The organism is Shewanella sp. LC6 (assembly GCF_006385735.2).
GTDB lineage: Bacteria > Pseudomonadota > Gammaproteobacteria > Enterobacterales > Shewanellaceae > Shewanella > Shewanella xiamenensis.
The window spans coordinates 24,908-47,738 of sequence record NZ_CP043904.1 but is presented as its reverse complement, the minus strand read 5'-3'; the positions used below and the strand labels follow the sequence as shown (position 1 = coordinate 47,738).

Sequence of the window (22,831 nt, the reverse complement as noted above, 5' to 3'; positions counted from 1 at the left end):
TCTTAGGCTGCCCATATGGCTCAATCATTAACGGCGAAGTGTCTTTTACACACCCAAACCATTGCTGAGTTGCACAACCGTCGGGATGACCTTCTCTGCATGTTCCAGAGTAGCAGACATGATGGATTCCACTACGGTTGGTGAGTTGTACAGGCCCATACCGCCGCCGATACCCATAGCGAAAGCCATGAGACTCTGACGAGCGATACCGCCGACAACGCCGACCAGGATCATAGCTCCCGCAACGATTCGACCCAAAGTACCTTGGGTCCAATCCTTGAGAGTTACCCACACGTCATCAAACGCTGTACCACCTGTGCCAGCATGTGCCTGATCAGGCACAAGCAGGAAGGCTACGACCATCAACCCCAAGAAGAGGAAGAGTGTGTTGTTTTTACTTGAGGCATTCGCCAACTGATTTACGTTCATCAAGAACATCTCCTATTTAGTTGTTTCAGACTTCGGTTCGTGTGTTACCGTTTGCAGCGGTCTCAAAACTGGCTCACTTTGCGGTGTGCCATCCCCAATTACCCACCTGCGCGGTTCGATTTCGGTGTAGACATACCCTGTCACGATGAGATCACCATTGGTGTCCTCCCAGGGAGCTACCCAAATCCGCATAACCTGCGCGGGTGTGCGAATTGGAATTGGGCGATCCGGAAGACGTGGTGCGACATAATTGTCGATAACCGAATCCCCGGAGTTAGATGAGTTCACTGAAACGTCAGAGGAACCTCCGCCATCCGCTTCCGCTTTGGCCTCGACTTCCTCAGGCTTCATTGGGCGAGGGACATTTCCGTCATTAGTTGCGGCGTAAACGTCTCTCGCTGACATACACTGAACACCACTCGGCATTCCCGGACAGCTATACTCATCGCTACCGATGTTGAGCGAGGAACAGCCCGACAGAACTAGAAGGATTGCTCCCACCCCCAACATCTTTGGTGATCTTACTGTCTGTTCCTTTTGAGCCTTGCCTCTGGAACTGCCCTTTCTGGTCAAAATGTTCAAATTTTTCATTTCTTATTGCCCCCATTGGAACGAATTTGTAACTTGGTGCCTTTTGTCACAATGATGTCTACTTGGCGGCCAGCATCGACCTCAATGACCGGGAAGATACCTTCGGCCATGTCGATGTAGAATTGAGCGATACGATCAAGCGCCTTACTAGCTCCCTTCGCCGCAGCCCCCTGAAACATCTGTTCAGAGAAAACTGACTGATACTGGGTGTTTGAGCCAGGGTTAGTGTTAACAACTGGTACAGGGTTGACATCAAAGGCCTCAGACACTCCACCAAGGAACCCAGCCATCAAGCTCTTGGCAATAATCTGCCCTTGCTTCGATACAACGCGGCCTCGAACACCAGCCTTTCCGTCCTCACCCACCGCATAAGAATCAAGCCTCGCTTCAATCACGCCGCCGTCTTCCCTGACACAAGAGAATGTCTCACCGCGTAGGTAGGCTCGTTCAGAACTAAGGTCGCCATAGCCTGAAACAATCAGGAAACACTCTCTGACATCCGCACGGAAACGATTGGGCAATATGGCTTCTTTCTGAATCCGTAGAGTTGAAGGGAATGGATCTCGTCGGGCCCCCTGGGAAGTAGGCGCATCCATACCGTTGATAAGTACACCTGTCAGGATGGAACCTGACGGCAGATAGAGGGACTCATCATCTTTGTCGTCTTTCACATCAACTTCTGGGGACTTCTGTGAGTAGCTCACAATCTGAATGCCTGGTTTTGTGGCATCACGGCCATCACCTTTGCCTGTTGCTGGAGCTCCACCCTTCGAGTCCGGGAGTGGTGCGTCACGGAAAAATGATGCCGGATCTTTGTAGTCCAGCTTTTTGTCCATGAGCTGACCTTCACCGTCTGATGTGCCATTAACATCGGCTCTGGCATCCCCTGTTGAAGAAGCTGTTTTTCCGCCAGCCTCACCAGTTTCAACCTTCTTAGACAGCTCCATGTTTTTCTGGGTTAGACGGTCAAGGTCTTGGCGTAGACGAGAAATCTCTCTACCAACATCGCTTGATTTACCGGCAGTATCCTTTGTTTGCTCCAGCTCTCTTTTGACCTTCTCCAGCTCCTTTTTAAGGTCTGAATTCTCACGAGACACCATCTTCACATCGGCAGACAGCGAATCTATCCCGATCTCACGGGTATTTTTGTCTGTAAGAACATGCTTGATGGTTTCTTGCCTACCACGTTTTTCTTCCTTCTTCGGCTCACCAGAGAACATCGTCACTACTGCAAAAAGAACGAATAGACCACCAGCAATTGCTACCCAGCGTTTCTTTTTGGGGTCTAGCTCAGTCCAAAATCGTTTGATCATTGACCACCTCCCAATAGCGAAGGACGCTTAGATGTTGGAGCAATTCCACGCTTTTGTTTCTTCGCTACATAGAGTTCCGTTTTCTGGCCTGGCTCAAGCACGTTGAGCGGCCACGTAGTAACAGCAGCGACATCCCAGCTTCCACAAAGAGCCTCTTTGAATTCGATAGGCTGTTCAGAAACGTTCTGTGCTACACCGATGAATACATTCAGGTGATGCCCCATCATGTATTGCCCTTTGCCGAAATCCACCTTAATCCCAGGGTGTGAGCAACTAGGTACAGCGACTCCGGCAGGGATACGGTTCAACGTGTAACCCTGTGGAACTTCCCCTATCGCAATTTTCCTGAACACAGAGCGGATAGTTTCGACGTAGGGCTGACTCTGCTCCCAAGCCTCAGCCTTGGAATTAGAAAATGTCCCACTGATCCCTACACCACCATCGAGTTTGAGAAATACTTCTCTAGGCGGAATACGGCGAGGAACCATAGTCAGGCTTAACGCTTGGGCTTCTGAGCCTTTTTCCGTAATGAACATAGTCACAGGATATTGTTTATCCGTAGCGACATAGACCACGTTCTCTTTGATACAAACCTCACCGCATTGACCGTTTTCGTTTGCTCCAGTCAGGGAAGTGGAGACAATCTCCGGATTACTGAAAGGAGTTACAACACGATTGGGATGACCAATGGCAATAGGGATTATTTGGTTTACGCCGGGCTGCATCGTCAGCATGGGGTTTTCATTTACATGACCCACTACTTCATTGGCTGTTTGTCCCGACGTCACAGGGGCTGGAACGTCTTTTTTCATAACGCTTGCCGGGACAACAGGAATATCATCCGAGGCATAGGCCATTGATGTTCCAAGCGCCAAGGACAGCGCCAGAAGCGAAATTTTAGCGTTGTTCTTCATTCTTTCTCCGGTTCTCTTCTTTGCGCTGGAGTTGCTCCAAAACAGCTTTGGTGCGTGGCTTTCCTACATAGGTGTCGATGTAGTCCAGCACGGGCGCGTAGTTTGAAATTTGGATAGCGAACTCGTAAGAGCGTTCGCTACGTTCCTCGTTAGAAGAAGCCCCTTTGACATAGGAATATCCGTAGACAAAAACCTTGTCGCTCTTGGGCTCATACTCAACAAATCTCGGCTCGAACCTCATGGTTACTCGGTCGTTTTTGATCTGCTGAGCTTGAATTTCGATGGCATCAATCACGTCTTGATAGATGCTCGGGGAGAGAAGCGGTGTTAGCCGTTCCTTAACGAAATCAACAGTTCCGGGAGTCACATTCCCAAGTAACTGGGAAAAAGCAAAACCCCAAGCTTCTTTGTATGACTGTGAGGCGTTGCTTTTTGTCACCCAAGCTTCTTCCGTCAGAGTGAAAGGCTGCATAGTGACGATTGTTTCCTTGTTGAATACTTGGATAACTAGCAGCAAAACTATTGCGATGAGACCACCCTGAAAGACTCGACCCCACTTATTTTCTGTTTGGGTCCCTTCCCAGGTCTTGAGATACTTTTTAAAGTTCAAGGCAAATACCTCCGGACAAACGGGTTCTTGAGAGATTTGGCCTTGGTCATGATGAACCCGGCCCAGTAGATCATGTGGAGCAGGTATCCATCCGGATGGTTATCCCTGAATCGTCGATAAAGGTTGGTTACAAGTAACCCCCCTAAAAAGCAGATCAAGGCCTTACCGATGATGACCCCAATAGTCAGCCCCAAAAGCATTGGGGCCAGCTCATCTGCGCTCCACAACAGCAGATGCGGTGGCTCATCAACCCGGCGCGGTATCTTTACAGGCTTCATAGCAACCCTCTTCTTTTCCTAGTGGACTGTATTCTCATTCAAGGACACTGATTTTTTGCCACGGCTTCGCGCCCTTTTCGGGCACTTCCAGCGACAAATAAAAAAAGGCAGCCTAAGCTGCCCCTTTTACTTTCATAGGATCGGTTATTAGCTCTGAGAAACTGCAACTGAATCTTTTTCAGAAGAGGCAGCGCCAATTTCATTGGCAGTGCGAATACCGGCAAGCGCTTCCTGTTCCTTTTTGGCCTTGGCTTTAAACTTGAACATGAAACTGTACGCCGCCAGCAAAAAGAAGCTGAAAATTCCCCAGTAGGTCTGAACAGTACCGAGAGCCTTAATCGGATCACTTGCAGCTCCATTTACTACATCTGCGGTCAGCTTGACCCACTGACTCCAGTCAAATCCTGCCGCAAAAGCAGACAGCCAAAAAGCAACCGCTACGGGAAGGATAAAGATGCACATAAGCACCGCGTTCATCAAAAACCAGAAAAATTGTTTATTTACGTTCACACTTCCTCCCATTAACCAAGAAAATTGAATGCGTGTTCCAGGTTCATCCCTGCAACAACACCTATAACGAACATCACCTGCCATACAAGGAACTGCCAGGTGATGAATGAACCAGATGAGCTTTCGCTTTCTCTGACGTGAGCTTGTGCGGACATAGACCCTCCAAATAACTTGTCGTCATCACGGAGTAATCGTCTCTTAATTGAGCAATCTAGGAACAGTGCTGTTACGGCCCATTTTGGGCACTTTATGGAGGTTTGTTCGAGGAGATGATAAGAGCGATAGGCGAAAAACTTTCACATGTGAAAGTTCAAAGCGGCCAATGGCCGCTTGTTTCACATTGTTCTATTGTGCCGGAGTTCTCGATAAGCATCCCATGCTTGCTCTGATGAGACACCTCGACGACCAACATCTGTGGCGCACTCAAGGTCCCTCTTGTAATGCTTAACCTTCTGATCTGCTGTATCGCCCCAGCTCATTGCTGATGGGTACTTGGCAACACTAAACACATTTTCAAGTTCAGCCTGATAGTCGTCATTTTGTAACAGATGTTCTGTTTCACCATCATCCCAGCGAATGTAAGTCTTATCCTGGAGAGCTTTCAAGTGCAAAGGCACCAGTAAGGTGGAAATCACTTCGTCAGCCCGGATGTCCTTGTAAGCGCACCAGTGCGGCTTCACGGTGATCACGCCATTAACCAAAACGATGTCACAAGCCAGCGTTGCTTTCACATTATCGTTGACATCTTGACGAGCATAGATTTCTACATAGCCAACCTGTTTGGTATCCACCTTGTCGATGAAACTCCAAAAGCTGGGGTACGACGTTTCATCGCTGAGCGTCAACTGACCGTCATGCTCTTTCAACATACGGTCCAGTTGTGCGGTGAAGAACTCTGCTGACACTTTTCTTGCCAATGGCTCCATATCACTCAGTCGTAGAGTGGCTCCTCCACTCCCCTCATACACCTCTCCAAAAAAGAAATCTCTCTTACGCATTAGACTTTACCTCCTTTAATTGCTTGCTGGGTCAGCTTTATCCAGTTCAACGGGTTTTCACAGTCAACATGGTTGCCAGCGGCACCAACTACTGTTTTGTATGCCTCCGAGCCTGCCGCAGTGTGTACCGCCAGCATAAACGAAAACATAGGGTCATTTTGCATAGTTCCTATCATCATTGTACTGGAGGTATCTTTTAGCTGGCAGTTTTGAACCCGAAGATTGAGCACATCTTTTGCCACCATTTCACATTCAGGGCACACCTTCTCAAGGTTTTTGAGCTTTGCTTCGTCATTAAGTACATCAGGTGCGGCGATGGCAGTATCGGTCATAAACAATCCCAGCGCCAGCAGATGAATTTTCTTGGTCACGTTCATGGTTTCTCTCTATATCGTTCCAATTTCGTTTCTGTAGAAGTACAGTGGCCCCGAGACAGTTCTGAGCTCGGGCGTTATTTGCTTTACTCTTGAGCAGATGTGCAGCTTGAATACGTTGTGGTATCCGTACATTGCTGGTCGTGTGAATGCTGAGTAAATGATTATTGTGATAGCCGCGCCAGCGGTCCACCCGATTACATCTGGATAGAAAAGTCCTGATACGTCAGAAATTCGTTCTGGTGCAACCAAGCTGCACAAGAACAGCACCCAGAACCATGCTACCGGCATCACAAAGACCATCTTCCCGACGCAAGCAATTAACACCTTAACCAAATTCAAAATCTGCACCCAATAAAGCCACAACTCTGACAGGGACTGGCGACGTATCAACTGATAGACATTCCGTGGAATGTCACACAGATGAACCCCATCTTGATTTAAAACGGAGTAGCTCATTACCCCTCCTATACCCGTTTTTGTAGGTTGCCGAATGTCAGGCCTACCAGAACGCAACAGGTCATCATCGTCAGTGGAATGACAACCGGATCGAGAGCTATAGGGACGAAGAACGCGATGAACAAACCAGCCATCAAGTACATTGTTCCGCGAACGCTATAGCGATGCAAAACTGGGCTTGCGTAGTCGAAGTTGGTCCGTTTGATGCGCCAGGTCATCATCCCATCGTACACCGCCGGTACAAACAGGATGAGCATATAGGGAGCCCAAGCAGCTAACAGCGCCAGTCTGGTATAGAACTGGTAAATGACGTTAACAAAGGCCTCCATGCGTCCCTTAACCCACGCGAACCAGCCCTTACCCATGTCCTGCATACCCTTGGATTTCTGGCGCTCTTCTTCTGAAGGGATCAAAGTTTGGTACATCCCTTCATAGAAACCTGAATCAATAATGCTCGACCGGAACCAGGTAGATGCTTTGTCCTGTATCCAGTCTCTGGCTTCGCTCCCGAGACTCTGCTCCACCAGCACAGACTCTCTTTTGATAGCTTTGTCTGTCCAGTCACCTGGGATCAGCAGCAATATCGCAAGTATCTCAATAGCCAGCAGCCATGCGACCAGCAACCACGGCTTGTTCATAGTCAGTTCTCCTTAAAACAATTTTCACACTTTCACAGGTAATGAGTTCATACAGCAAGCCGCGCAAAGAGGTTTCATCCTCGTGGGGCTGCGGGTTAATAGATAATTCTCCTGGATGGGAAGACAGCCACAGTGAGAACGGTTCTCCTGAATCGACAGACCATAAATCTCCACCACAATCGACGATTTGCACTTCCAGCGCTCGGCAAGTCTCGGTGATGAGAGTTTCTAAAAACGCCCCTATTCGGGCTGGGTCTTCGTACTTTTCTCTCTGTTCATGAAACACAAGCTGGCTGTAGCGATGAAGAGCCTCTTCAATGATCGGGTAAATCACCGGTTCTTGATTAGCCTTAATACCGTCTGTGATGTAGCAGCTCAGCTTCTCGATGATGACCTCTGATGCAGGCCAATCGAATTGAAGGATACTCAGGATATGAGCATTTTTGCGGCCACGATTTTTCAATTCATTCATAACCCGGTCAAAAGGGTTCACATCGACCATGATGGCTACCTCGTAGTTTCTATACTTCTTGTTACACATAGCTCTGCTCTTACTGGGTCAATATTGGCAGACGGCCTTTTACGATAGTTCCGCCTGAAATCTTGGCTATGTATTCCAGATTCGGAAGCATTCCCAGTAATTGGGCAGGGAAAAGATCCGCTTCCTCCTCCATCAAACGCTCGCCTTGGTTGCCTCCGTGCATAATGGGTTCCTTGCCATCAGAGTTCTGGCCTTGTGTACGCATAACGTACTTGAGCCGCGTCTTCGGCAGGTTATCCGCGATGTATTCTTGGGTTTCCCCGTCAACAATACGCAGAGCGAACGTGTTGTTGATGTTCCCCAAGACTTGGAGCGCTTTATCTTTGCTGCCCAGTCGAGCTGCGAAATCAGCAAAAGTCTGGGTTGCAACGAAAAGACGAAGTTTCGCACCACGTCCTTTGTTCAAAAGTTGGATGAACGGGTCGTTAATCACCTCAGCAGCTTCGTCAACAAAGATGTTTACGGGTTTGTTGTTGACGCCATAGTTGTATCTATCCCCGGCCACCGCTGTAAGGTCAGAAAGAAATATTGACCCCATAGCGCTGCCCACCATGTTGTCGGTCAGCGAGTCAAGGCCCAGGTAGGCCACTTGGGCGTTATTGATGATCTTCGCGGAGTCAGTGATTTGGCGTTCGTCACTTAGGTCAGTTGAGTCTGGCGATAGCAATGGCCCCAACTCTCCGGACGTCAGCATATTCATGATCGGAAGGAGGTTTGCCACCATCTTGGAAAAGTGGGTTTGGTCGTGCTGGAACATCGACAACAAACCTTCAAGGTCTGAGTTAGGATGTTCAGGCTGAATGATTTCGTAATAGAACCTCATCAAAGCGAAAGCGATCTTTTCACGAGAGCCGTTTTTTACTTTCTCTAGGAAAGGCGCAGCTTCGGCCTCCCAGTCAGGCCGAACTCGTTCTGAATAGGCTTGAACTGATCTGATGACTAGACCAGCAGCGCCACCTTCAAGGAAACGACGGAGCTTTGTCAGGTTAGGACGGTCATGGGTGATAATAAGCCCTTGAGCAATATTGTTAAGAGCCTGCCAGCCAAATGATTTGAATGGGTCAGCCCCAGCTTCGGATGGGATCAATGCAGCCAATCGACTTGCGATTTCCGTTACACGGGTGAAATTTCGCAGGGGATCGATACGCACTGACTCTTCTGGGAATGCAGGGTGGAATGAGACGAACCTTTCCGGTTGTCCCATAGCTTCACAGGCCCGTCGAGCATTGTCTCGCATCTCCTTATCACCTTTCGGGTCTATGATAATCACAGCTTCACCGCGCATGATGGCCTGAGAGATCAGGATGTCGAACATACGGGTCTTGCCCGAACCGGTGGTCCCAACAATTAGAGTGTGCCCCTCTGTATGCTTTAGAGGCTGCATAAGTTTTTCTTCTTTTGGCTCAACCCCGTGAATCCAAGGCTGGCCGATTGGCAACTCTTTTCTCTTACCCTGTATTTTCCGAACAACTTTTTTAACCGTCGATTCTTTTCCGACGATAGATGTCCAATCTCGTTTCAAGATCTCAAAAACGCGCTGGGCATGACGGTTTTCCCACAGGAACCCACTACCAAGCCACATATCTTCCGGTGTATCTTTGATGTACTTCTGGAGCTCCGTAATGGAGATAAACTCTAAGTCTCGGCCCCTTAAATGCTTTTGCAGCAAATGGAGCTTGATAGCCTTAGGCAAACGAGCCATTGCCATCACACCACAGATCCCCGTCATCCAATAAAAGGGCTCTGGAGGCATAGTGCTGACCTGCTCCACGGCCAAAGCAGCACCGGAGGCTGCAAGCCAGCCTGCCACAGCATTTTTTTCATAGTTAGGCCGCCACGGCATCTCGTAGGCGAGCGGGTCATAACTCATTGTCATGTTTCATCTACCTCTAAATACAATTTTCCTTCACGTTTTTTGAGCAAAGGGCGTTTTTGTGCCCGGCTCAACATCCCACAGAGGATGTGTTTTTTGATGCCGATATTTTCCCCGGCAATCATGTCGAACGCTTTATCGCTGGTCACTAAGCAGCCGTCTTCTTCCAAGACAGGTGTCACTAGCCACCTGCCCGAACGTTTCTGGATCATGTCCTTGAGGATCAAAATCGCTTTCTCAGGGGTAACGCCAGGCGGTAAGAAGTCTTCGTCTTTGATGTCTTTCGGGTTTGTTTTAGCCTTTGGTGGTTCAAACTCCCTCACCTCTTGCTCTTCCCTTTCTCGGACCTCGATGTGACCAAGTTCTTTTTCACGCTCAACTTTGGTAACTACAACAGCTTCGGGTTGAGCCTCTCTCTTGGGAAGGCGAGCTACGTTCTGTTTTTCTTCAATCGGCTTGATTTCATGTCCATCAACCACAGAGGCGGTGTCACCTTTTTTCTCCTTTTTAGGTTTCTGATCAGCTTTTTCTTTCGTGTCTTTTTCCGGTGCAGCTTTACCTGATCCAGCATCAGACTTCTGTTGTTGGTTTTTTTTCTGCATTGGTTGGCTTTGTTGTTTCGGAGCAGACTTGCTCTTTCTGACATCAGAATCAGGAGGAGACACAAGCTCAAAGACATCCTGGTATCCACCCATTGATGCTTCTACTTCCTTGATGGCCGCTACGACTGCATCTGAAAGTTGTTGCGCTAGAACAATTGCTTTCACACCGCTGAAATCTCGCACTTTACGACCAGGCATAATCGGGTCTGGAACAATCGCATCGGCATGGGATAGCTTTGAGAGAACTTCTGACGGCGCACCTAATGACCGAGCACCTTCTGGGTATAGAATGACGGCTTGACCCTTCATCAGACATAGAACCTCTCCCAGAGTCTTTTTCCCTTCCAGAACAGGCATGATCGCCTGCTCAAGCAGAGCAGATGCTTCGCCATAGCCAGCAAGTATCTCAGACAACAATGTCTTAGCGCCCTTTTCCTGCTGATTAGGTTTGTTCGCTTGTGACATTTCCGTTGTGGCAGAAGTCTCTTCTGGCTCAACTGCCAACATAGGCAATGGTTCAATAACCCATGATGGAGGTTCATCTGAGCCACTAAACATGGGGAAGTATTCGCTCTGCAGGGAGTTTTGTTCTTCTGGAACAAAGTCAGACTTGGGCTGTGCGAGCTTTGCCTCGTTAGAGTTTTTAAGGCTCTCTTCGTCAGTAATGCAGGTGTCAGTCGATGCGTTGAATGCGTCAAATGGGAAGTCGATGTCACCCAGTCCACCCCCAACATCCCTGAGTGCTTGCAGTGGGTTATCGTTCGCCAAAGGCGGCGCGTTTTTGGCGATGTCCTGAGGTGACAACTCTTCTTTTGTCTCAGGCTTCTCAGTTTGTTCTTCTGTGTCTTTTTTTGGTTTACCCTTAACTTGTTTTCCCTTGGTTGGTGTTGTGGCTGATGCTGCTTTAGGCGAGTCCTTTGTTTCAGCCGCGCCTTGGGCCGGTGTGTCTTCGTGGTCTGTTGAAGTGCTTTTCAGCATTTCCATCGCATCACCGAAACCGAGACCGGCTAGAGCTTTTTCTGCTTCCTGCTCTGCGGCCAACATGTCATCGTTCAGAGACACTCCGCCTTCATCGTCATCACTCTCATCAGGGTCAACGAACTCAATCTCTGCATCCTCAACGTCTCCAACAACTTCTGCTGCTACTGCTGATGGTGGCTCATTGGTAAACACCAAGTCGTTTGATTCGAGGCGAAGCATCAAAATCTTCAAAGAGCCTGTCGCTTCCTGGAGCATCTCCGGTAGCACTTCCCAGTATCGGTAGTACGCTCGCTCACCTTTTTCCTGCACAGTGTTTGGCACAGCAAAACCGCGCTCGATGAGAATGTCGGCCAACGTATCTGGATCTCTTGGAATGCCAGGGATTTTGTCTTGACTGATCAAATCATAGAGATCTCCAAGTTGTTTCCATGCGATGAAAACACCTTGGTTGAGATGCCAAACCTTCGCACCAGGCTCATTGACTTTCCATTTCCCAGTTTTCACCAGACGACGGATAGCATCGAAAACGTACCGCTCTACAGGCACACCATAAGAGAACTCGTCCACATCAAGACGGCTTTGGCGAAGGTCCCTTGAAACACTTTCTTGGTCAGCACGAAGCATCAGCCTTGTAACAGGCTGATTGACCGTGGTTCCCGAAATAGCTTCAAGCATAGCCTCGATGATGGAAGGACCTGACTTGGAAAGATACTCCTGCGTCTCAGCCGGAATAATTCGATGCCAAGCCAGCAGCGAGAATTGCTCATGCCTTTTGTGTCTCTTATCGCGCCACCGGATAAAGTAACGCTCAATTCCGTGACGGTGCGCCCAGTCATGAAGAGACTCTGAATAAGGATTCCATGTGATCGATCCGTCTTTATCTGTAATAGATACATCTGACAACGGCTTGCCCACATCATGCAGGAGCCCGGAGAAGCAACTAGCAAGTCGCCAACGAGGTTCATTGTCGCGGCGTTCCCTCGGCGTTCCCTCGATTGAAAAAATAACCGACTCAGATGCCTGAGTTGCCCAAAAGGCCACTTCAAGCCCATGCCGGAACAACCCACCAGCGCCTCGGTGATGGTGAGATTCGGAAGCTGGCAGCAAGTGAACAAAAGCGGCATACCGTTGGATAACCGGCAAAACAAGCCGGTTGAAGTCGTCCACAGTGAAACCGAGAGAGTTCCGCACTTTCTCAATTAGTTCAGCTTGGGTTGCCAGTATCTTGTCTAGTGGGGCCACTGGCAGGCCCTTGGCAAAAGGCGGGTATCGAGGGATTTCTTCATCTTCCACGTCTTTAAGCGGCAACACTCTGCCGCTTGGCGTGGCCTCGATCACTCCACTTCGCCCACCAAATAACTTGTTCAGGGCTTTCAGCATGTAGGTTGACCATATTCCTATCGTATTTTTCGTCAGTACATGCTCTCAAAACACGTTTAGATCGCACACACGCCTATCTGTCCAATTTGGGCAGTTTGAGAAACCAGCTTTCCATCTCCCCCCTTTTAGAATGGGTTCATCGACAATTTTTGATGAGGAATGACACGATGAGACAACTGATAGCAATTCTGGGAGTAGCAATTTTGGCCGGGTGTGCCTCTAACGCCCCTGAACAAAAACCCCAATCCCAAGTATCCCCTGCGGAGAATGACAAACCGGCCCGAGTTAACCGGGAACTTTCTATCGCATGGGACAATATGGGACGCGGTGGTGCGGCATTGCGCCAACCTGGTTATATCCATGTGCTGGGCGACGGTAATGTCAGCGCAACTATAAACAAGGTGAAAGATGGTTCCGCTGATGCAGTTAAAACTCCGGTTGGAATAAAACAAGAAGGGGATGTAGGCGAAGCCATCAATACCTTCAAGTCCATGAACCAAGGTAAAGGTTACTCGCTGTACGAGTTGTCACGCTGGGAACGCTATTGCGATAGCGGCAAGGGCATGGATGAGCACGATTGGCGCTTTATTGAGGGTGAAGGTGCCACGAACATTCCCCAGGACGTTGTGACTGGCTGCATACCGCCTGCTCATAACTATCAAGATTACCTGAATGCCTGGACGCACTTTTGCTCCAGTCAGGCCGTAACAGACGCAGATCGCCGTATTGTGCGCGAATCCGTGCGTCCCTACTCTGTGGTGAATCCATGCAAAGCTCTGAAATAAGAAATCACACAGAGCCTGGCCGAAAGGCTGAGCTCTTCGACGCTTTATCAATCATGCTCCAGGAGGCTGGTTCGAGGGGGAATACCCACGAAGCGGCCTATGTCATTTCTGGAGTCCTCGAAAACCTTTCCAGAGACTATCCCGAGATAAAAGTTCTTGCCCAAAACTGGACCGAGCTGGCGAATCTGGAATCAAAGATGAAGGGAGCTGCTTGATGGACCTTTATATCTGCGAAAAGCCTTCTCAGGCCAAAGACTTGGCAGGAGTAATGAAAGCCTCACAAAGGGGAGATGGATTTATCCATGATGGAGGAAACAGAGTTATTACCTGGGCCTTCGGCCACCTTCTGGAATTGTACATGCCAGATGACTATGACGAACGATACAAGTCATGGTCACTGGAGACTCTTCCCATTGCTCCTGAATCCTGGCGGTACAACGTTCGCAAGAGTGCGCTAAAGCAGTACAAAATCGTTGAAGGCCTAGTCAAAAAAGCAAGTACCATTTACATCTCAACCGACTTCGACCGCGAAGGTGAAGCTATCGCTCGTTCGCTTTTGGATCGATTCCACTACTCAGGTCCTATTCGTCGTGTTTGCTTGACTGCACTCGATGAGTCGAGCATTAAGAAAGCACTTAATAACGTTAAGGACGGCAAAGAAACTGTCTCGCTATACTACGCTGCACTAGCAAGGCAACGCGCAGACTGGCTGGTGGGAATGAACGTAAGCCGACTCTATACAGTATTGGCGCGAGATGTAGGTTTCAATCATACCCTCCACGTAGGTCGGGTCATTACACCTACCGTCGCTCTCGTGTGTCAACGAGATCGAGAGATCGCGGGTTTCACACCATCCCCATACTGGACTCTGGGCGTGAACGTATCCGTGCAGAATGGTCAGTTTGCCGCTCAATGGATACCGCCAGAGGAGTGTAGTGACGAACAAGGCCGATGTATCAATAAGGCCTATGCCGAGCAGGTATCCTCTCAGGTCAACGGTGCCAATGCAGTTATCAGCAAGGCAGAGACAAAACCAGGAAAAGAGTCAGCTCCCCTTCCCTTCGATCTGACTTCATTGCAGCAATACGCAAGTAAACGATGGGGATATACTGCTCAGCAGGTCCTTGATGCAGCACAGGCTCTGTACGAAACACACAAAGCAACAACCTACCCTCGTACCGACAGTCGCTACCTTCCAGAGAGCCAAAAGGAAGACATTCCTGACATCCTACAGGCGCTTATTTTGTCCGATCAGAACGTCTCAGGGCTGGTAGCTGGCGCAGATCCTCACCGCAAGGCCAGAGTATTTAATGACTCTAAAGTGACCGCGCACCACGCGATCATTCCCACCCCAGCAAGAACAGACATCAGTGCCATGTCTGAGATTGAGTTAAATCTCTACGACGCCATACGTCGTTTCTATATCGCGCAGTTCTACAGTGAGTTCGAGTTCACTAAAACCTCCATCGAGGTGCAGTGTGGACGTCACCTATTTGCAGCTTCCGGTAAGACCCCGACCAAACAAGGCTGGAAGGTTTTGTTTGCTTCTGACAGCGAAAGCAGCCCTAAGGATGAAGGAGAAGACACCGACGCGCCGGTTGAACAGGAGAAGCTACCCAGGGTTAGTCAGGGCGAACCTGCCTTGCTCAATGGTACTGAGCTGATGAACAAAATGACGCGGCCAGCACCACACTTCACAGAAGCCACATTACTTGCCGCGATGGAGAACATTGCCCGGTTTGTGACTGAGGAGAAGTTCAAGCAGATCCTCAAAGATACAGCCGGTCTGGGCACTCCAGCAACACGCGCCAGCATCATCCAGGGAGCTGTAGATAAAGGCTATTTCAAGCGTCAAAAAAAGGTACTGCTTGCAACAGATAAAGCTCATGCACTTATCGCTGTGCTTCCACCAGCAATCAAGTCACCAGGCATGACTGCGGCATGGGAACAAGAGCTTGAAAAAGTCGCCACTGGCGCCGGAAACATGTCTGTCTTCATGAAGCAGATTTCCACTTGGATTTGCCAGATGGTCGATCAGCTCAAAGTGGCCGCGCCAGTTCTGACAAAAGAAGGTGGCGCGATGGCTAAAGCATTTGAAGGCGCGAAACCTCCTTCACACGAATGCTTTAACTGTGGTGGAGAGATGCACCGAATCAAAGGTAAAAACGGCTTCTTCTGGGGTTGTCAGAACGAGGCTTGTAAAAAGACATTCCCTGATAATAGAGGTAAACCCGAGAAGCGCATCGCTGCGGAAGATTGCCCAGACTGCCCAGATTGCGGTAGCCCTATGCGCCTTAGAAAAGGGAAAGCACCAGGTAAAAAACGAGCCTCTAAGTTTTGGGGTTGCACAGCTTATCCAGACTGCAAAGGCACAATGCCTTTCAAAAAATCAGACTTAGAATAAGGAATTAACTATGTTCGGATCAATCATCCTAGCTACCATACTAACCACAAGTTCAGCCATTACCGAAGAGACAGGTGAAGGTATTTCATCTGGAATAATGGCGGCGTCAGCAAGCTATTTAGCACAAAACATAATGCCTCTCACTTCTGGACTTAAAAGTAACCATAGCTACCAGACCACGGAAGCAGTTGATATGGCAAGGGCTTTGGGAGGTCTAAAAGATCTTCCTGAATTTATTTACGTCATTACTGATGTAAATGCCCACATGGCCGATATGTGTAATCGCATCTGGGAGCCACAATCTTTGGCCCTAACCCCATTCATCGTAGAGATGGTAGAACTGCGGAAAGCAAATGAAAATAGCGCCTACGAGAAGGTGCTATCCGAACTCAACTGCTCGCATTTAGAAGATTAAAAAAAGGGGCCTTATGGCCCCTGCTTTCAATTGCCTAAATTTCTTTGAAACCTAATTTGCCTGCCAAATACCGTTCTTATATATCGAGACATCGCATCATAATCACCTCTATTTAACCAGTCATTAATTCGGAATGGCAAGTCTGGATCAAACGTCTTTTTGTGGAGCTGTGAAACAAACGCTTTACCGGCAGCAGACAGAGAATACGCTTTGTTTCTATCTTCGGCATACACAGATAATGCTCCACGTTGCATTGCTCTCTCGAATATAGCGACTCTTGACATGGGAGATCCTATTCCTTGACACAAATCGTCCTTGTATTTCCCTGAGCCTCTCCATCTATCCATCAAACGGATTATTTCACTTTCACTCATTGGGTTGGGCTTGTCGGCCAAGATACAAAGTAACATCAGCTCATACTTTGAAATAAGTGGTGATGCTACAAGTCCAGACCACTTACTTAGTTCTGAGAAAACAACAGATGAATTTGCATTCCACCAATAATCAAAAGTCTTCTTAGCCAGTTGCTGTCTTGAGAGCTTTTCTGCAAGGGAATCTTGATTCCACGTATTTTCAGTTCTATTCTCCCAGGCACTTTCCAGGGAGCTCTTATCCGTTGCAATTAAATAAAGACAATGAACTGGAACGTCGCTATTCTCAGTCCACTCCAGTTTGTCTAACAACTGTTTCGCTGATCCATAACCTGTTCTGTCGCAGTCTACCGCGCAGATAATTTCCTTATACTCTCCCATCTGACCACGTAGATACTCCACAAGGTCATTTAATATCTTTTCATGCTCAGTATTGGTTGCATCCTCAGAGACGTAAAACTTGGCTTTCCCATCCAGTCCAAGTAGGACATTTCTGGGCTTAAATGACTGAGGCCTTATCAAGGATGGTGGGGTGGTAAAAGGAATGTCTGCAAAAGACAATCGAGGAATGGTATAACGCCATAGCCCAATACCAAAGGTGAACACAATTTCAGTATCATGTTCGATTAGATTATTCTCACGAAGAATTTTGGCAAGTTGAGGCTTCTCAGCTATCAATAAACGCATTTACTATCTCCTAATCTTGTTATCTCAAGTGACATTTCGCGCAGCTTAGCTGCGAACAAAAACCAGATTATAATGAATAAATCGTTGTTACAACTCACTCTAATTCACATGGATGGCGAATACTTCAACGGGCTCGGTTCCGAAGTGTGGGTGTGTAATTACCTCCTTTGCGAAACCACTCCACGGTCTAACCTCTATCCTAAACATATCACCAGCCTTTGGATAACCACACTTCACATGAATTTCATCATACTCACGTCCCTCAAGCCTCCTTATCCAGTATTCCGTAACGAGGCGATATTCATCTGGCTTTTCCCCTGACCTGATTTGATCGAAGTAGATCTTTTTTACTGACAGATGCAGTATTCGTTTTTTCACAATCACCTTCCTGGAGTAAAGCTGGAGCATCGAGGCACCCGGCAAAATACTCCTTTTTCATTAACGAATCGTGTATCCAGCTTCTTTGGCAGCAACATCAAGTTCGGCGGAAAAACTGACATTTGACTTATCTGCCGCATTATAAAGGGCTCCACACTTAGGCCATGAGCGACCCACCAGTTTCATAGCTAACGCATCCGCCAGCATTTCTCTGATCTGGGTTTCAGCCTCACCAAACTCGGCCAGAGTTTCATCTATGCCCGATTCTTCCATCAGCTTGATGAGCTGCGGATGTTTGAGCCAGACACCTGTTTGCATCACCAACTGTTCTCTGGCATCAGCCACCAATTGGCGTTCAAGGGTGACGCCATTTACGGTCTTAACAAATTGCTTTGGCTGACGCTTTACCTTTTTTGGCCTGGACACATCAGAGATAACCGTCACAGGCTTCCCACGCAGTTCACGCGGCAACGGTCCACTTAGCCCCAGAACTAAGCGGCGAGCGTACTCATGCTCGTATGGTTTCAACCCTCGACCTTCACGGAACATTTTAGTATCCACCAGCAAATAACCGCGCTGCCTCGCATTTTTCCGGACTTGTTCGGACAAGACCGATTTCCCCTTCCCGGTGACTCCCATTACGAGTGAGTGAGATTCTATTTTGTCATCAAAAAACATAATTCCACCTCTGATTCACCTTCCTTTATACTTCTATAGATTTGGCTTTAGCTGCTGCCAAGCTAAAATCTAGGAAGAAATAGTGCGACTTTGATTCGCTTACAATAAATTGAGACAGGTACTTTTCTTTTCCATCCGAAATGTAGACTGACAGGAACATGCCAAGCATAGGAACATCTGTTTTTGATGCAATATCAATTTGTAAGTGCATCGGCTCTTTGGTTTCGCTATCGACAAATGAGTGCGTTCCAGCAAAACGTGACTGAAAAGCAAGGCATCGGACCGCCTCTTCGAGAGTGGTTTTACGCCCATTATTGTAAGGGTTGTGTTTGTGGACAGAGAATCTAATTGCTTGTTCGCCTTCTTTATGAAGCATTCTCTGTGCCTCCCATAACGGTACGGTCATGAATTTTCCTCTTATTGCGTTTATGACCAAAATTAAAGATTAATACTAATTGCTACTACGAAGTCCGAATAGTGTTTCAACCGAGTAATAAAGTATCATACTCGTTGTAGCTAACTTCGGGACAAAAATGGGTTATGCGGTGCGGCGAGAGTGCCTGACGCCGCAATACTCAACTAAATGGCACAACCTGCCAAGCATCAAGTGCTAAGAAAGTGATTATGAAATGCTGCCAATAGCCCTTAAGTCAGCATCATTTAAAAAGAACACAGGGCAGCTATCAACTTTTTGAGAGTTTGACATCAAGTAGAGACCTGTATACATCTGTTTGGACATTTTAAAATCGTCACTGTCAGGCACTTTACAATCGCCAACACACTTAAACCCGTTACGTTCATAAAATTTGATTTTATCGTGATTACATATTAGCCCCAAATCGCTAAATGATTGACTAAGCGACTGCAACATTTCAGTCCCTAGTCCACGCCCCCTAAACTGCTCAACAATCTGTATTTTATGGAGATATGCCGATTGATGATGTGGGTGAACAAAAATCATTGCATACCCACAAAGCGTCTGTTCGGAGCTTGATGTGGCAACTTTAAGATGACCGAACTTGTAGCACTCATTAAATATTCCAACAATGTATTCAATGGCCTTTTGTACTTGTTCTTCCTCAAATGCAAACATAAGAGATACTAAGGAAGTCGATGACATAATATCGCTTAGTAACGCTTTTGCTTCATTTTCAAAAATCTCACCTAAGAAATCTTCTTGCTTGAATCCTTGAGCTTCATTCATTTTTCACCTTCGCTAATTCCGATATGCTGCACAAAACTTAGTATTTAATGACCTGATTGATTGAATCGCCACCATTACATTAATTCTTCGATGTACTTGGTCAATGGATTGAAAACGCAGGTGTTTGCCGCATCAATCTGTCTAACAAGCAATATCTCAGGACTGCTCATAACAGCAAAGCTTTTTCTTTGATTTTCGACGCGTCCAATTTACTCAGTATTTCTGCTTTTGTGGCGCGAAGTCCGCGCTTTAAAGTCAACCTCTTTTCTTCTTGTTTTGCTCACGCTTCACCATTGCTCCAGCAGCTTTCAGAAGTCTCTGGTTCTCCACCAGCTCATCTTGGAGCTCCTGAGTATCCTCTTCTGCCTGAGACTTTTTCAGCTCGGCCTCGCAATATTCGACCTCTTCCTGCAAGCTGACTTTCGCAAACTTGAGAGCGGCCAGTCGCGTCGTATAAACGCCAAAAGGCAATTCGCCACCTTCCCGGAACTGCTTCAAGCACCAGCTCGGTATAGATGGCAACCAACCAAAGTCTCCATTCTTCCGTGACCTTTTCCCCCACGTAATCCCATCTAACTTTTGGGCAATATTGACATAGCGTTGATCGCTGGTTGAGTTGCGTCGTTTCTGAATGGAGCGAACTATCCACTCTGTAACTTCGACCTTTGCTTTATCATCATCAGAGATGTAATAAAGGGCTGCGTACAACACAGCGCCTTTACGAATGACTGATGGTGGGTATGTCTGGGCTTTCATCTATCCCCCTATCGCTTTTTCTGTCCGACAAGACGGAGATGATCGGCGGCCAAGTCATACTGCTCGTTTTTGTCACTGCGGCGGAATCTGTCAAAAAACTTCCCTCGTGGCAGGGTTTCTTCCATAGCGATCAGGCGGTTCAGCCACACTTCTTGAGGTAGCATCCCTGCTGGAGTCCGCCCGAGCTTACGTCCTTCCTTAACGTGTTCCATTGATTGCGTGGCAGTAAAAATTGCACCACCAAACTTTCTCCACTTGAATTGCAGGGGCATATCTGGAGACTCATCCAGCATCAATATCTTATTGGTTTGTTCTGTCACGACAATTACTCCACCATCCATTCTTCACTCAGCAGGAACGACCAGCGCTCTTCTGCTTTTTCCGGGTTGTCTTTGGCCTGTTTGATCATGAGCTCGGCGGCGTTAAAGCCTACCTCTCCACTGAATCGGCCCCATGAATGGCTGTGCCACTCGCGCATCACACTTCGGCCAAGTGATGCAAGCTCTGGAGTTACACCCTCATGGAGAGCATAGAGCTCCCACGCATCCCATCCGTATCGCAATAGGTTGTGCCCTGGGGCGTTAAAGGCCTGAGCAGCCTTGAACCGCCCTCCAGGCTCCTTCCCTCTAACATCCACCCCCTGAAGCACCAACCCCATCACCACTTCAATGACAGGCTCGCGTTGATTCTTTGCAAGCTCGATGGCAGCCACCAGCATTGCTTTGGCGTCAGCAAATTTCCCATGCCCTTGGCACATACCGCAGGTTTCTTTGGAAGGGGAAAAGTCATAAACACCGGAACCAGCACAGAGGCGGCATGTCAGGTCAATCATGGGCGCTTCTCTCCTCATACTCTTCGATGCGCTCTTTCAGACGCCGAACCACTGGCGTGAGCTCAGGGATAGCTTCCGCTTCCTCAAGCGTGTATCGCTTGTCTTCCTGGTAATCGACTATTTGAGGAGGCCTTGGCTGTTTCGGTAACTCAGCAAAGTCATTCAGCGGCATCGAGGTAGGAAGTCCTCCTTCAATCTCACCTTTTTCGTTGAGTGACTGGGTGACGATAAGCTGTGTTCCACCCACCTCGGTATCAAAGCGGTCATCAAAGCGCTCACCGATATTCCAGCCGCCACGGCCAAAAACACAGGTCGTACTCATGCGTAGGCGATTGAATGCTTTAGCGTCATCCCAGTTCAAACGATTTTCATCCATAAGGAAAAAAGGCGCTTCGGCCCGAACGAGCACCTTGGACTTGGCATTATCGAAGATCGGCCCAAACATCCCCCGCGGGAGGTATGGTTCGACTTTATCTGCAAGATCCTGGTGCCCTTGAGAACGCAGCGACTCATAAAACTGGGTGATTGTTTGTTTGCCGGTATCCGGAAGGCAGGACAAAACTGTCTGTTTTTCCTCGTCACTCAGGCTTACCATTCTCAACAAAAAGCTGACTACCAGCTCGTTGTGCCCATCGACCGTTTCAATGTTGAGCTTATTCTCGTCCATCTTCTTCCTCAGTAATCGGTTCGATAAATTCAATGGAGTCCATGCTTACATGACTGATAATGGCTTTCAGGCCGCAGCAGTTGCATGGTTCAAAGGTCAGCTCTGATCCCTTGGGAGACTGATGCGTGAGCGTTGCCACAGCCCCTAGAGGGATCAACCCCCAGCCGTTTTTTAGTACCCGAGTAGTTCTGACCAGCCGACCTTTGTACTCTCGTTTCAGTTTCGGATGCGGCACTACCGCATATCGCTTACTCATTTCGGTCCCCTTGCACCAAAGGCTCGATAACCAGCTCTTGAGCTTCGTCCCAGTCAGACACCTTTGCATCACCAAACGCAAAGGCAATTCGCATAGCCACTGTCGGCCTGCCTATTTTCATCAAGTAAGCCGCAGCACCGGCACACATCGACTCTTGTCCCGAAGGTGCATAGTTACCCTCTTCATCCCATTCACCACCTGACTTTGAATACACGGTCTTGTGGCAATGAAACGTCGTCATGTCGTTTTCAACGATGTCGTTGATGATGCCTTCTAATCGCCCAGGGGTCAGCTCGATAGCGTCCTCCTTCCGGAACGGACAGTTTGCGCAAGGTTTCTTCAAACGGAGATGATTTGCTTGCTTTGGCATACACACCACTTTTACAGTATCACTTTATGATTCTATGATATAGCCATATTCCGTGTAGTCAATATCTCACTAACAATTACTTTAAATGGGATTCTGACACGCCCATTTTGGGAAGAAGAACAAGTTATTTGGAGGTGGGGATCACACTAGATTGGGGATTTGAATGCTTTCACATGTGAAAGTTCATTATTATCAGTATCGTTTTATTGTCTCTTGATATTATATTATGATGCTGTAATAATCATAAATAAGGGCCGCATCGCTCTTCTACCTTCGTTGCAGCCCCTACAACACAATCAAGCTATTAAGGAGCTTTGTTATGCTGCAAGGCAATACTAACACGAATAAGCGCATCCCGCTCGCGACGTTCATGAAATGGCCGCTGGCGAAACGTCAGGACTTCATCGACCGGGAGATGTCCGGTTGTCCCGACTTTATCAAGACGTCTTTGCTTCGGCACTAAGGCAATCAGGAAAGCTAAGAACCTCGCTTCGGCGGGGTTCTTCGTTTCTACCTCTTGAATGTTTCGTCAGAACA

Annotated in this window: 31 protein-coding genes; 5 read left to right on the top strand and 26 right to left on the bottom strand. The window is 48.0% G+C overall.

Features of this window, described 5'->3' with window-relative positions:
- Positions 1–45: 45 nt before the first annotated feature.
- The 15 genes from traA to mobH form a co-directional block, all read right to left on the bottom strand.
- On the bottom strand, positions 46–429 hold the full coding sequence (gene traA, locus FJD32_RS24630) for a TraA family conjugative transfer protein (protein ID WP_140907193.1): 384 nt from the start codon (positions 427–429) through the stop codon (positions 46–48).
- A 12-nt stretch (positions 430–441) separates the two neighbouring features.
- Positions 442–1,020, bottom strand: a complete 579-nt coding sequence (gene traV / locus FJD32_RS24625; protein ID WP_140907194.1) for a type IV conjugative transfer system lipoprotein TraV — start codon at positions 1,018–1,020, stop codon at positions 442–444.
- Complete coding sequence (locus FJD32_RS24620; protein ID WP_205403084.1) at positions 1,017–2,330, bottom strand: TraB/VirB10 family protein; 1,314 nt, start codon at positions 2,328–2,330, stop codon at positions 1,017–1,019. The genes traV and FJD32_RS24620 overlap by 4 nt, the downstream gene beginning before the upstream one ends.
- The gene (locus tag FJD32_RS24615; RefSeq protein WP_140907196.1) at positions 2,330–3,247 is read right to left on the bottom strand and encodes a type-F conjugative transfer system secretin TraK; all 918 of its coding nucleotides are present in this window, start codon (positions 3,245–3,247) and stop codon (positions 2,330–2,332) included. Before FJD32_RS24615 ends, FJD32_RS24620 begins: the two co-directional genes overlap by 1 nt.
- Positions 3,231–3,857 (bottom strand): TraE/TraK family type IV conjugative transfer system protein, encoded by a 627-nt coding sequence (locus FJD32_RS24610; RefSeq protein WP_140907197.1) that lies wholly within the window; start codon positions 3,855–3,857, stop codon positions 3,231–3,233. The genes FJD32_RS24615 and FJD32_RS24610 overlap by 17 nt, the downstream gene beginning before the upstream one ends.
- Positions 3,854–4,135 carry a type IV conjugative transfer system protein TraL gene (gene traL, locus FJD32_RS24605; protein ID WP_000805625.1) on the bottom strand — a complete coding sequence of 94 codons (282 nt, stop codon included), beginning with the start codon at positions 4,133–4,135 and terminating at the stop codon, positions 3,854–3,856. The genes FJD32_RS24610 and traL overlap by 4 nt, the downstream gene beginning before the upstream one ends.
- A 147-nt stretch (positions 4,136–4,282) precedes the next feature.
- Complete coding sequence (locus FJD32_RS24600; protein WP_240200051.1) at positions 4,283–4,645, bottom strand: hypothetical protein; 363 nt, start codon at positions 4,643–4,645, stop codon at positions 4,283–4,285.
- Between the two features lie 11 nt (positions 4,646–4,656).
- Positions 4,657–4,800: a hypothetical protein gene (locus FJD32_RS24595; RefSeq protein ID WP_181159838.1), complete on the bottom strand. Its 144-nt coding sequence runs from the start codon at positions 4,798–4,800 to the stop codon at positions 4,657–4,659.
- Between the two features lie 180 nt (positions 4,801–4,980).
- Positions 4,981–5,643, bottom strand: coding sequence for a hypothetical protein (locus FJD32_RS24590; protein WP_140907199.1), 663 nt, complete (start codon positions 5,641–5,643; stop codon positions 4,981–4,983).
- Positions 5,643–6,020 (bottom strand): hypothetical protein, encoded by a 378-nt coding sequence (locus FJD32_RS24585; protein WP_140907200.1) that lies wholly within the window; start codon positions 6,018–6,020, stop codon positions 5,643–5,645. The genes FJD32_RS24590 and FJD32_RS24585 overlap by 1 nt, the downstream gene beginning before the upstream one ends.
- Positions 6,021–6,029: 9 nt before the next feature.
- Positions 6,030–6,476 carry a hypothetical protein gene (locus FJD32_RS25335; protein WP_140907201.1) on the bottom strand — a complete coding sequence of 149 codons (447 nt, stop codon included), beginning with the start codon at positions 6,474–6,476 and terminating at the stop codon, positions 6,030–6,032.
- Positions 6,477–6,484: 8 nt separating this feature from the next.
- On the bottom strand, positions 6,485–7,114 hold the full coding sequence (locus FJD32_RS24580; RefSeq protein WP_140907202.1) for a DUF4400 domain-containing protein: 630 nt from the start codon (positions 7,112–7,114) through the stop codon (positions 6,485–6,487).
- Entirely contained in the window at positions 7,071–7,616 is a 546-nt protein-coding gene (locus tag FJD32_RS24575) for a hypothetical protein (RefSeq protein WP_023044870.1), read from the bottom strand. Before FJD32_RS24575 ends, FJD32_RS24580 begins: the two co-directional genes overlap by 44 nt.
- A gap of 49 nt (positions 7,617–7,665) precedes the next feature.
- On the bottom strand, positions 7,666–9,531 hold the full coding sequence (gene traD, locus FJD32_RS24570) for a conjugative transfer system coupling protein TraD (RefSeq protein ID WP_140907203.1): 1,866 nt from the start codon (positions 9,529–9,531) through the stop codon (positions 7,666–7,668).
- A complete protein-coding gene (gene mobH, locus FJD32_RS24565) occupies positions 9,528–12,491 on the bottom strand; it encodes a MobH family relaxase (RefSeq protein WP_140907204.1) in 2,964 nt (987 codons plus the stop codon). The genes traD and mobH overlap by 4 nt, the downstream gene beginning before the upstream one ends.
- Positions 12,492–12,658: 167 nt before the next feature.
- Between mobH and FJD32_RS24560 the strand changes: the two genes are divergently transcribed.
- From FJD32_RS24560 to FJD32_RS24545, 4 genes are read left to right on the top strand one after another with little or no spacing between them, the layout of a single operon-like run.
- Complete coding sequence (locus tag FJD32_RS24560) at positions 12,659–13,276, top strand: hypothetical protein (RefSeq protein ID WP_140907205.1); 618 nt, start codon at positions 12,659–12,661, stop codon at positions 13,274–13,276.
- Entirely contained in the window at positions 13,258–13,491 is a 234-nt protein-coding gene (locus FJD32_RS24555; protein WP_071681758.1) for a hypothetical protein, read from the top strand. Before FJD32_RS24560 ends, FJD32_RS24555 begins: the two co-directional genes overlap by 19 nt.
- On the top strand, positions 13,491–15,680 hold the full coding sequence (locus FJD32_RS24550) for a DNA topoisomerase 3 (RefSeq protein WP_140907206.1): 2,190 nt from the start codon (positions 13,491–13,493) through the stop codon (positions 15,678–15,680). The genes FJD32_RS24555 and FJD32_RS24550 overlap by 1 nt, the downstream gene beginning before the upstream one ends.
- A gap of 10 nt (positions 15,681–15,690) precedes the next feature.
- A complete protein-coding gene (locus FJD32_RS24545) occupies positions 15,691–16,095 on the top strand; it encodes a hypothetical protein (RefSeq protein WP_140907207.1) in 405 nt (134 codons plus the stop codon).
- Between the two features lie 26 nt (positions 16,096–16,121).
- On the opposite strand, the gene FJD32_RS25215 is transcribed toward FJD32_RS24545, so the two are convergent.
- The 11 genes from FJD32_RS25215 to FJD32_RS24485 all read right to left on the bottom strand — a co-directional run bounded on the left by FJD32_RS25215 (position 16,122) and on the right by FJD32_RS24485 (position 22,294).
- Positions 16,122–17,153: a hypothetical protein gene (locus tag FJD32_RS25215; RefSeq protein ID WP_219848071.1), complete on the bottom strand. Its 1,032-nt coding sequence runs from the start codon at positions 17,151–17,153 to the stop codon at positions 16,122–16,124.
- A gap of 99 nt (positions 17,154–17,252) precedes the next feature.
- Complete coding sequence (locus FJD32_RS24535) at positions 17,253–17,561, bottom strand: ASCH domain-containing protein (protein ID WP_140907225.1); 309 nt, start codon at positions 17,559–17,561, stop codon at positions 17,253–17,255.
- A 30-nt stretch (positions 17,562–17,591) separates the two neighbouring features.
- The gene (locus FJD32_RS24530) at positions 17,592–18,209 is read right to left on the bottom strand and encodes a phage head-tail adapter protein (protein ID WP_140907208.1); all 618 of its coding nucleotides are present in this window, start codon (positions 18,207–18,209) and stop codon (positions 17,592–17,594) included.
- A 25-nt stretch (positions 18,210–18,234) separates the two neighbouring features.
- Positions 18,235–18,615, bottom strand: coding sequence for a hypothetical protein (locus tag FJD32_RS24525; RefSeq protein ID WP_140907209.1), 381 nt, complete (start codon positions 18,613–18,615; stop codon positions 18,235–18,237).
- Positions 18,616–18,831: 216 nt separating this feature from the next.
- Positions 18,832–19,413, bottom strand: a complete 582-nt coding sequence (locus tag FJD32_RS24515) for a GNAT family N-acetyltransferase (protein WP_140907210.1) — start codon at positions 19,411–19,413, stop codon at positions 18,832–18,834.
- 255 nt (positions 19,414–19,668) lie between these two features.
- Positions 19,669–20,169, bottom strand: coding sequence for a hypothetical protein (locus FJD32_RS24510; RefSeq protein WP_140907211.1), 501 nt, complete (start codon positions 20,167–20,169; stop codon positions 19,669–19,671).
- An 8-nt stretch (positions 20,170–20,177) separates the two neighbouring features.
- Complete coding sequence (locus FJD32_RS24505) at positions 20,178–20,489, bottom strand: hypothetical protein (protein WP_181159839.1); 312 nt, start codon at positions 20,487–20,489, stop codon at positions 20,178–20,180.
- A gap of 5 nt (positions 20,490–20,494) precedes the next feature.
- A complete protein-coding gene (locus FJD32_RS24500) occupies positions 20,495–21,001 on the bottom strand; it encodes a hypothetical protein (RefSeq protein WP_240200050.1) in 507 nt (168 codons plus the stop codon).
- Positions 20,994–21,668, bottom strand: coding sequence for a thymidylate kinase (locus tag FJD32_RS24495; protein ID WP_140907213.1), 675 nt, complete (start codon positions 21,666–21,668; stop codon positions 20,994–20,996). The genes FJD32_RS24500 and FJD32_RS24495 overlap by 8 nt, the downstream gene beginning before the upstream one ends.
- Complete coding sequence (locus tag FJD32_RS24490) at positions 21,655–21,924, bottom strand: hypothetical protein (protein WP_140907214.1); 270 nt, start codon at positions 21,922–21,924, stop codon at positions 21,655–21,657. The genes FJD32_RS24495 and FJD32_RS24490 overlap by 14 nt, the downstream gene beginning before the upstream one ends.
- Positions 21,917–22,294, bottom strand: a complete 378-nt coding sequence (locus tag FJD32_RS24485) for a hypothetical protein (RefSeq protein ID WP_140907215.1) — start codon at positions 22,292–22,294, stop codon at positions 21,917–21,919. Before FJD32_RS24485 ends, FJD32_RS24490 begins: the two co-directional genes overlap by 8 nt.
- Before the next feature lie 319 nt (positions 22,295–22,613).
- Between FJD32_RS24485 and FJD32_RS24480 the strand changes: the two genes are divergently transcribed.
- On the top strand, positions 22,614–22,757 hold the full coding sequence (locus tag FJD32_RS24480) for a hypothetical protein (RefSeq protein ID WP_181159840.1): 144 nt from the start codon (positions 22,614–22,616) through the stop codon (positions 22,755–22,757).
- Positions 22,758–22,831: the final 74 nt, after the last annotated feature.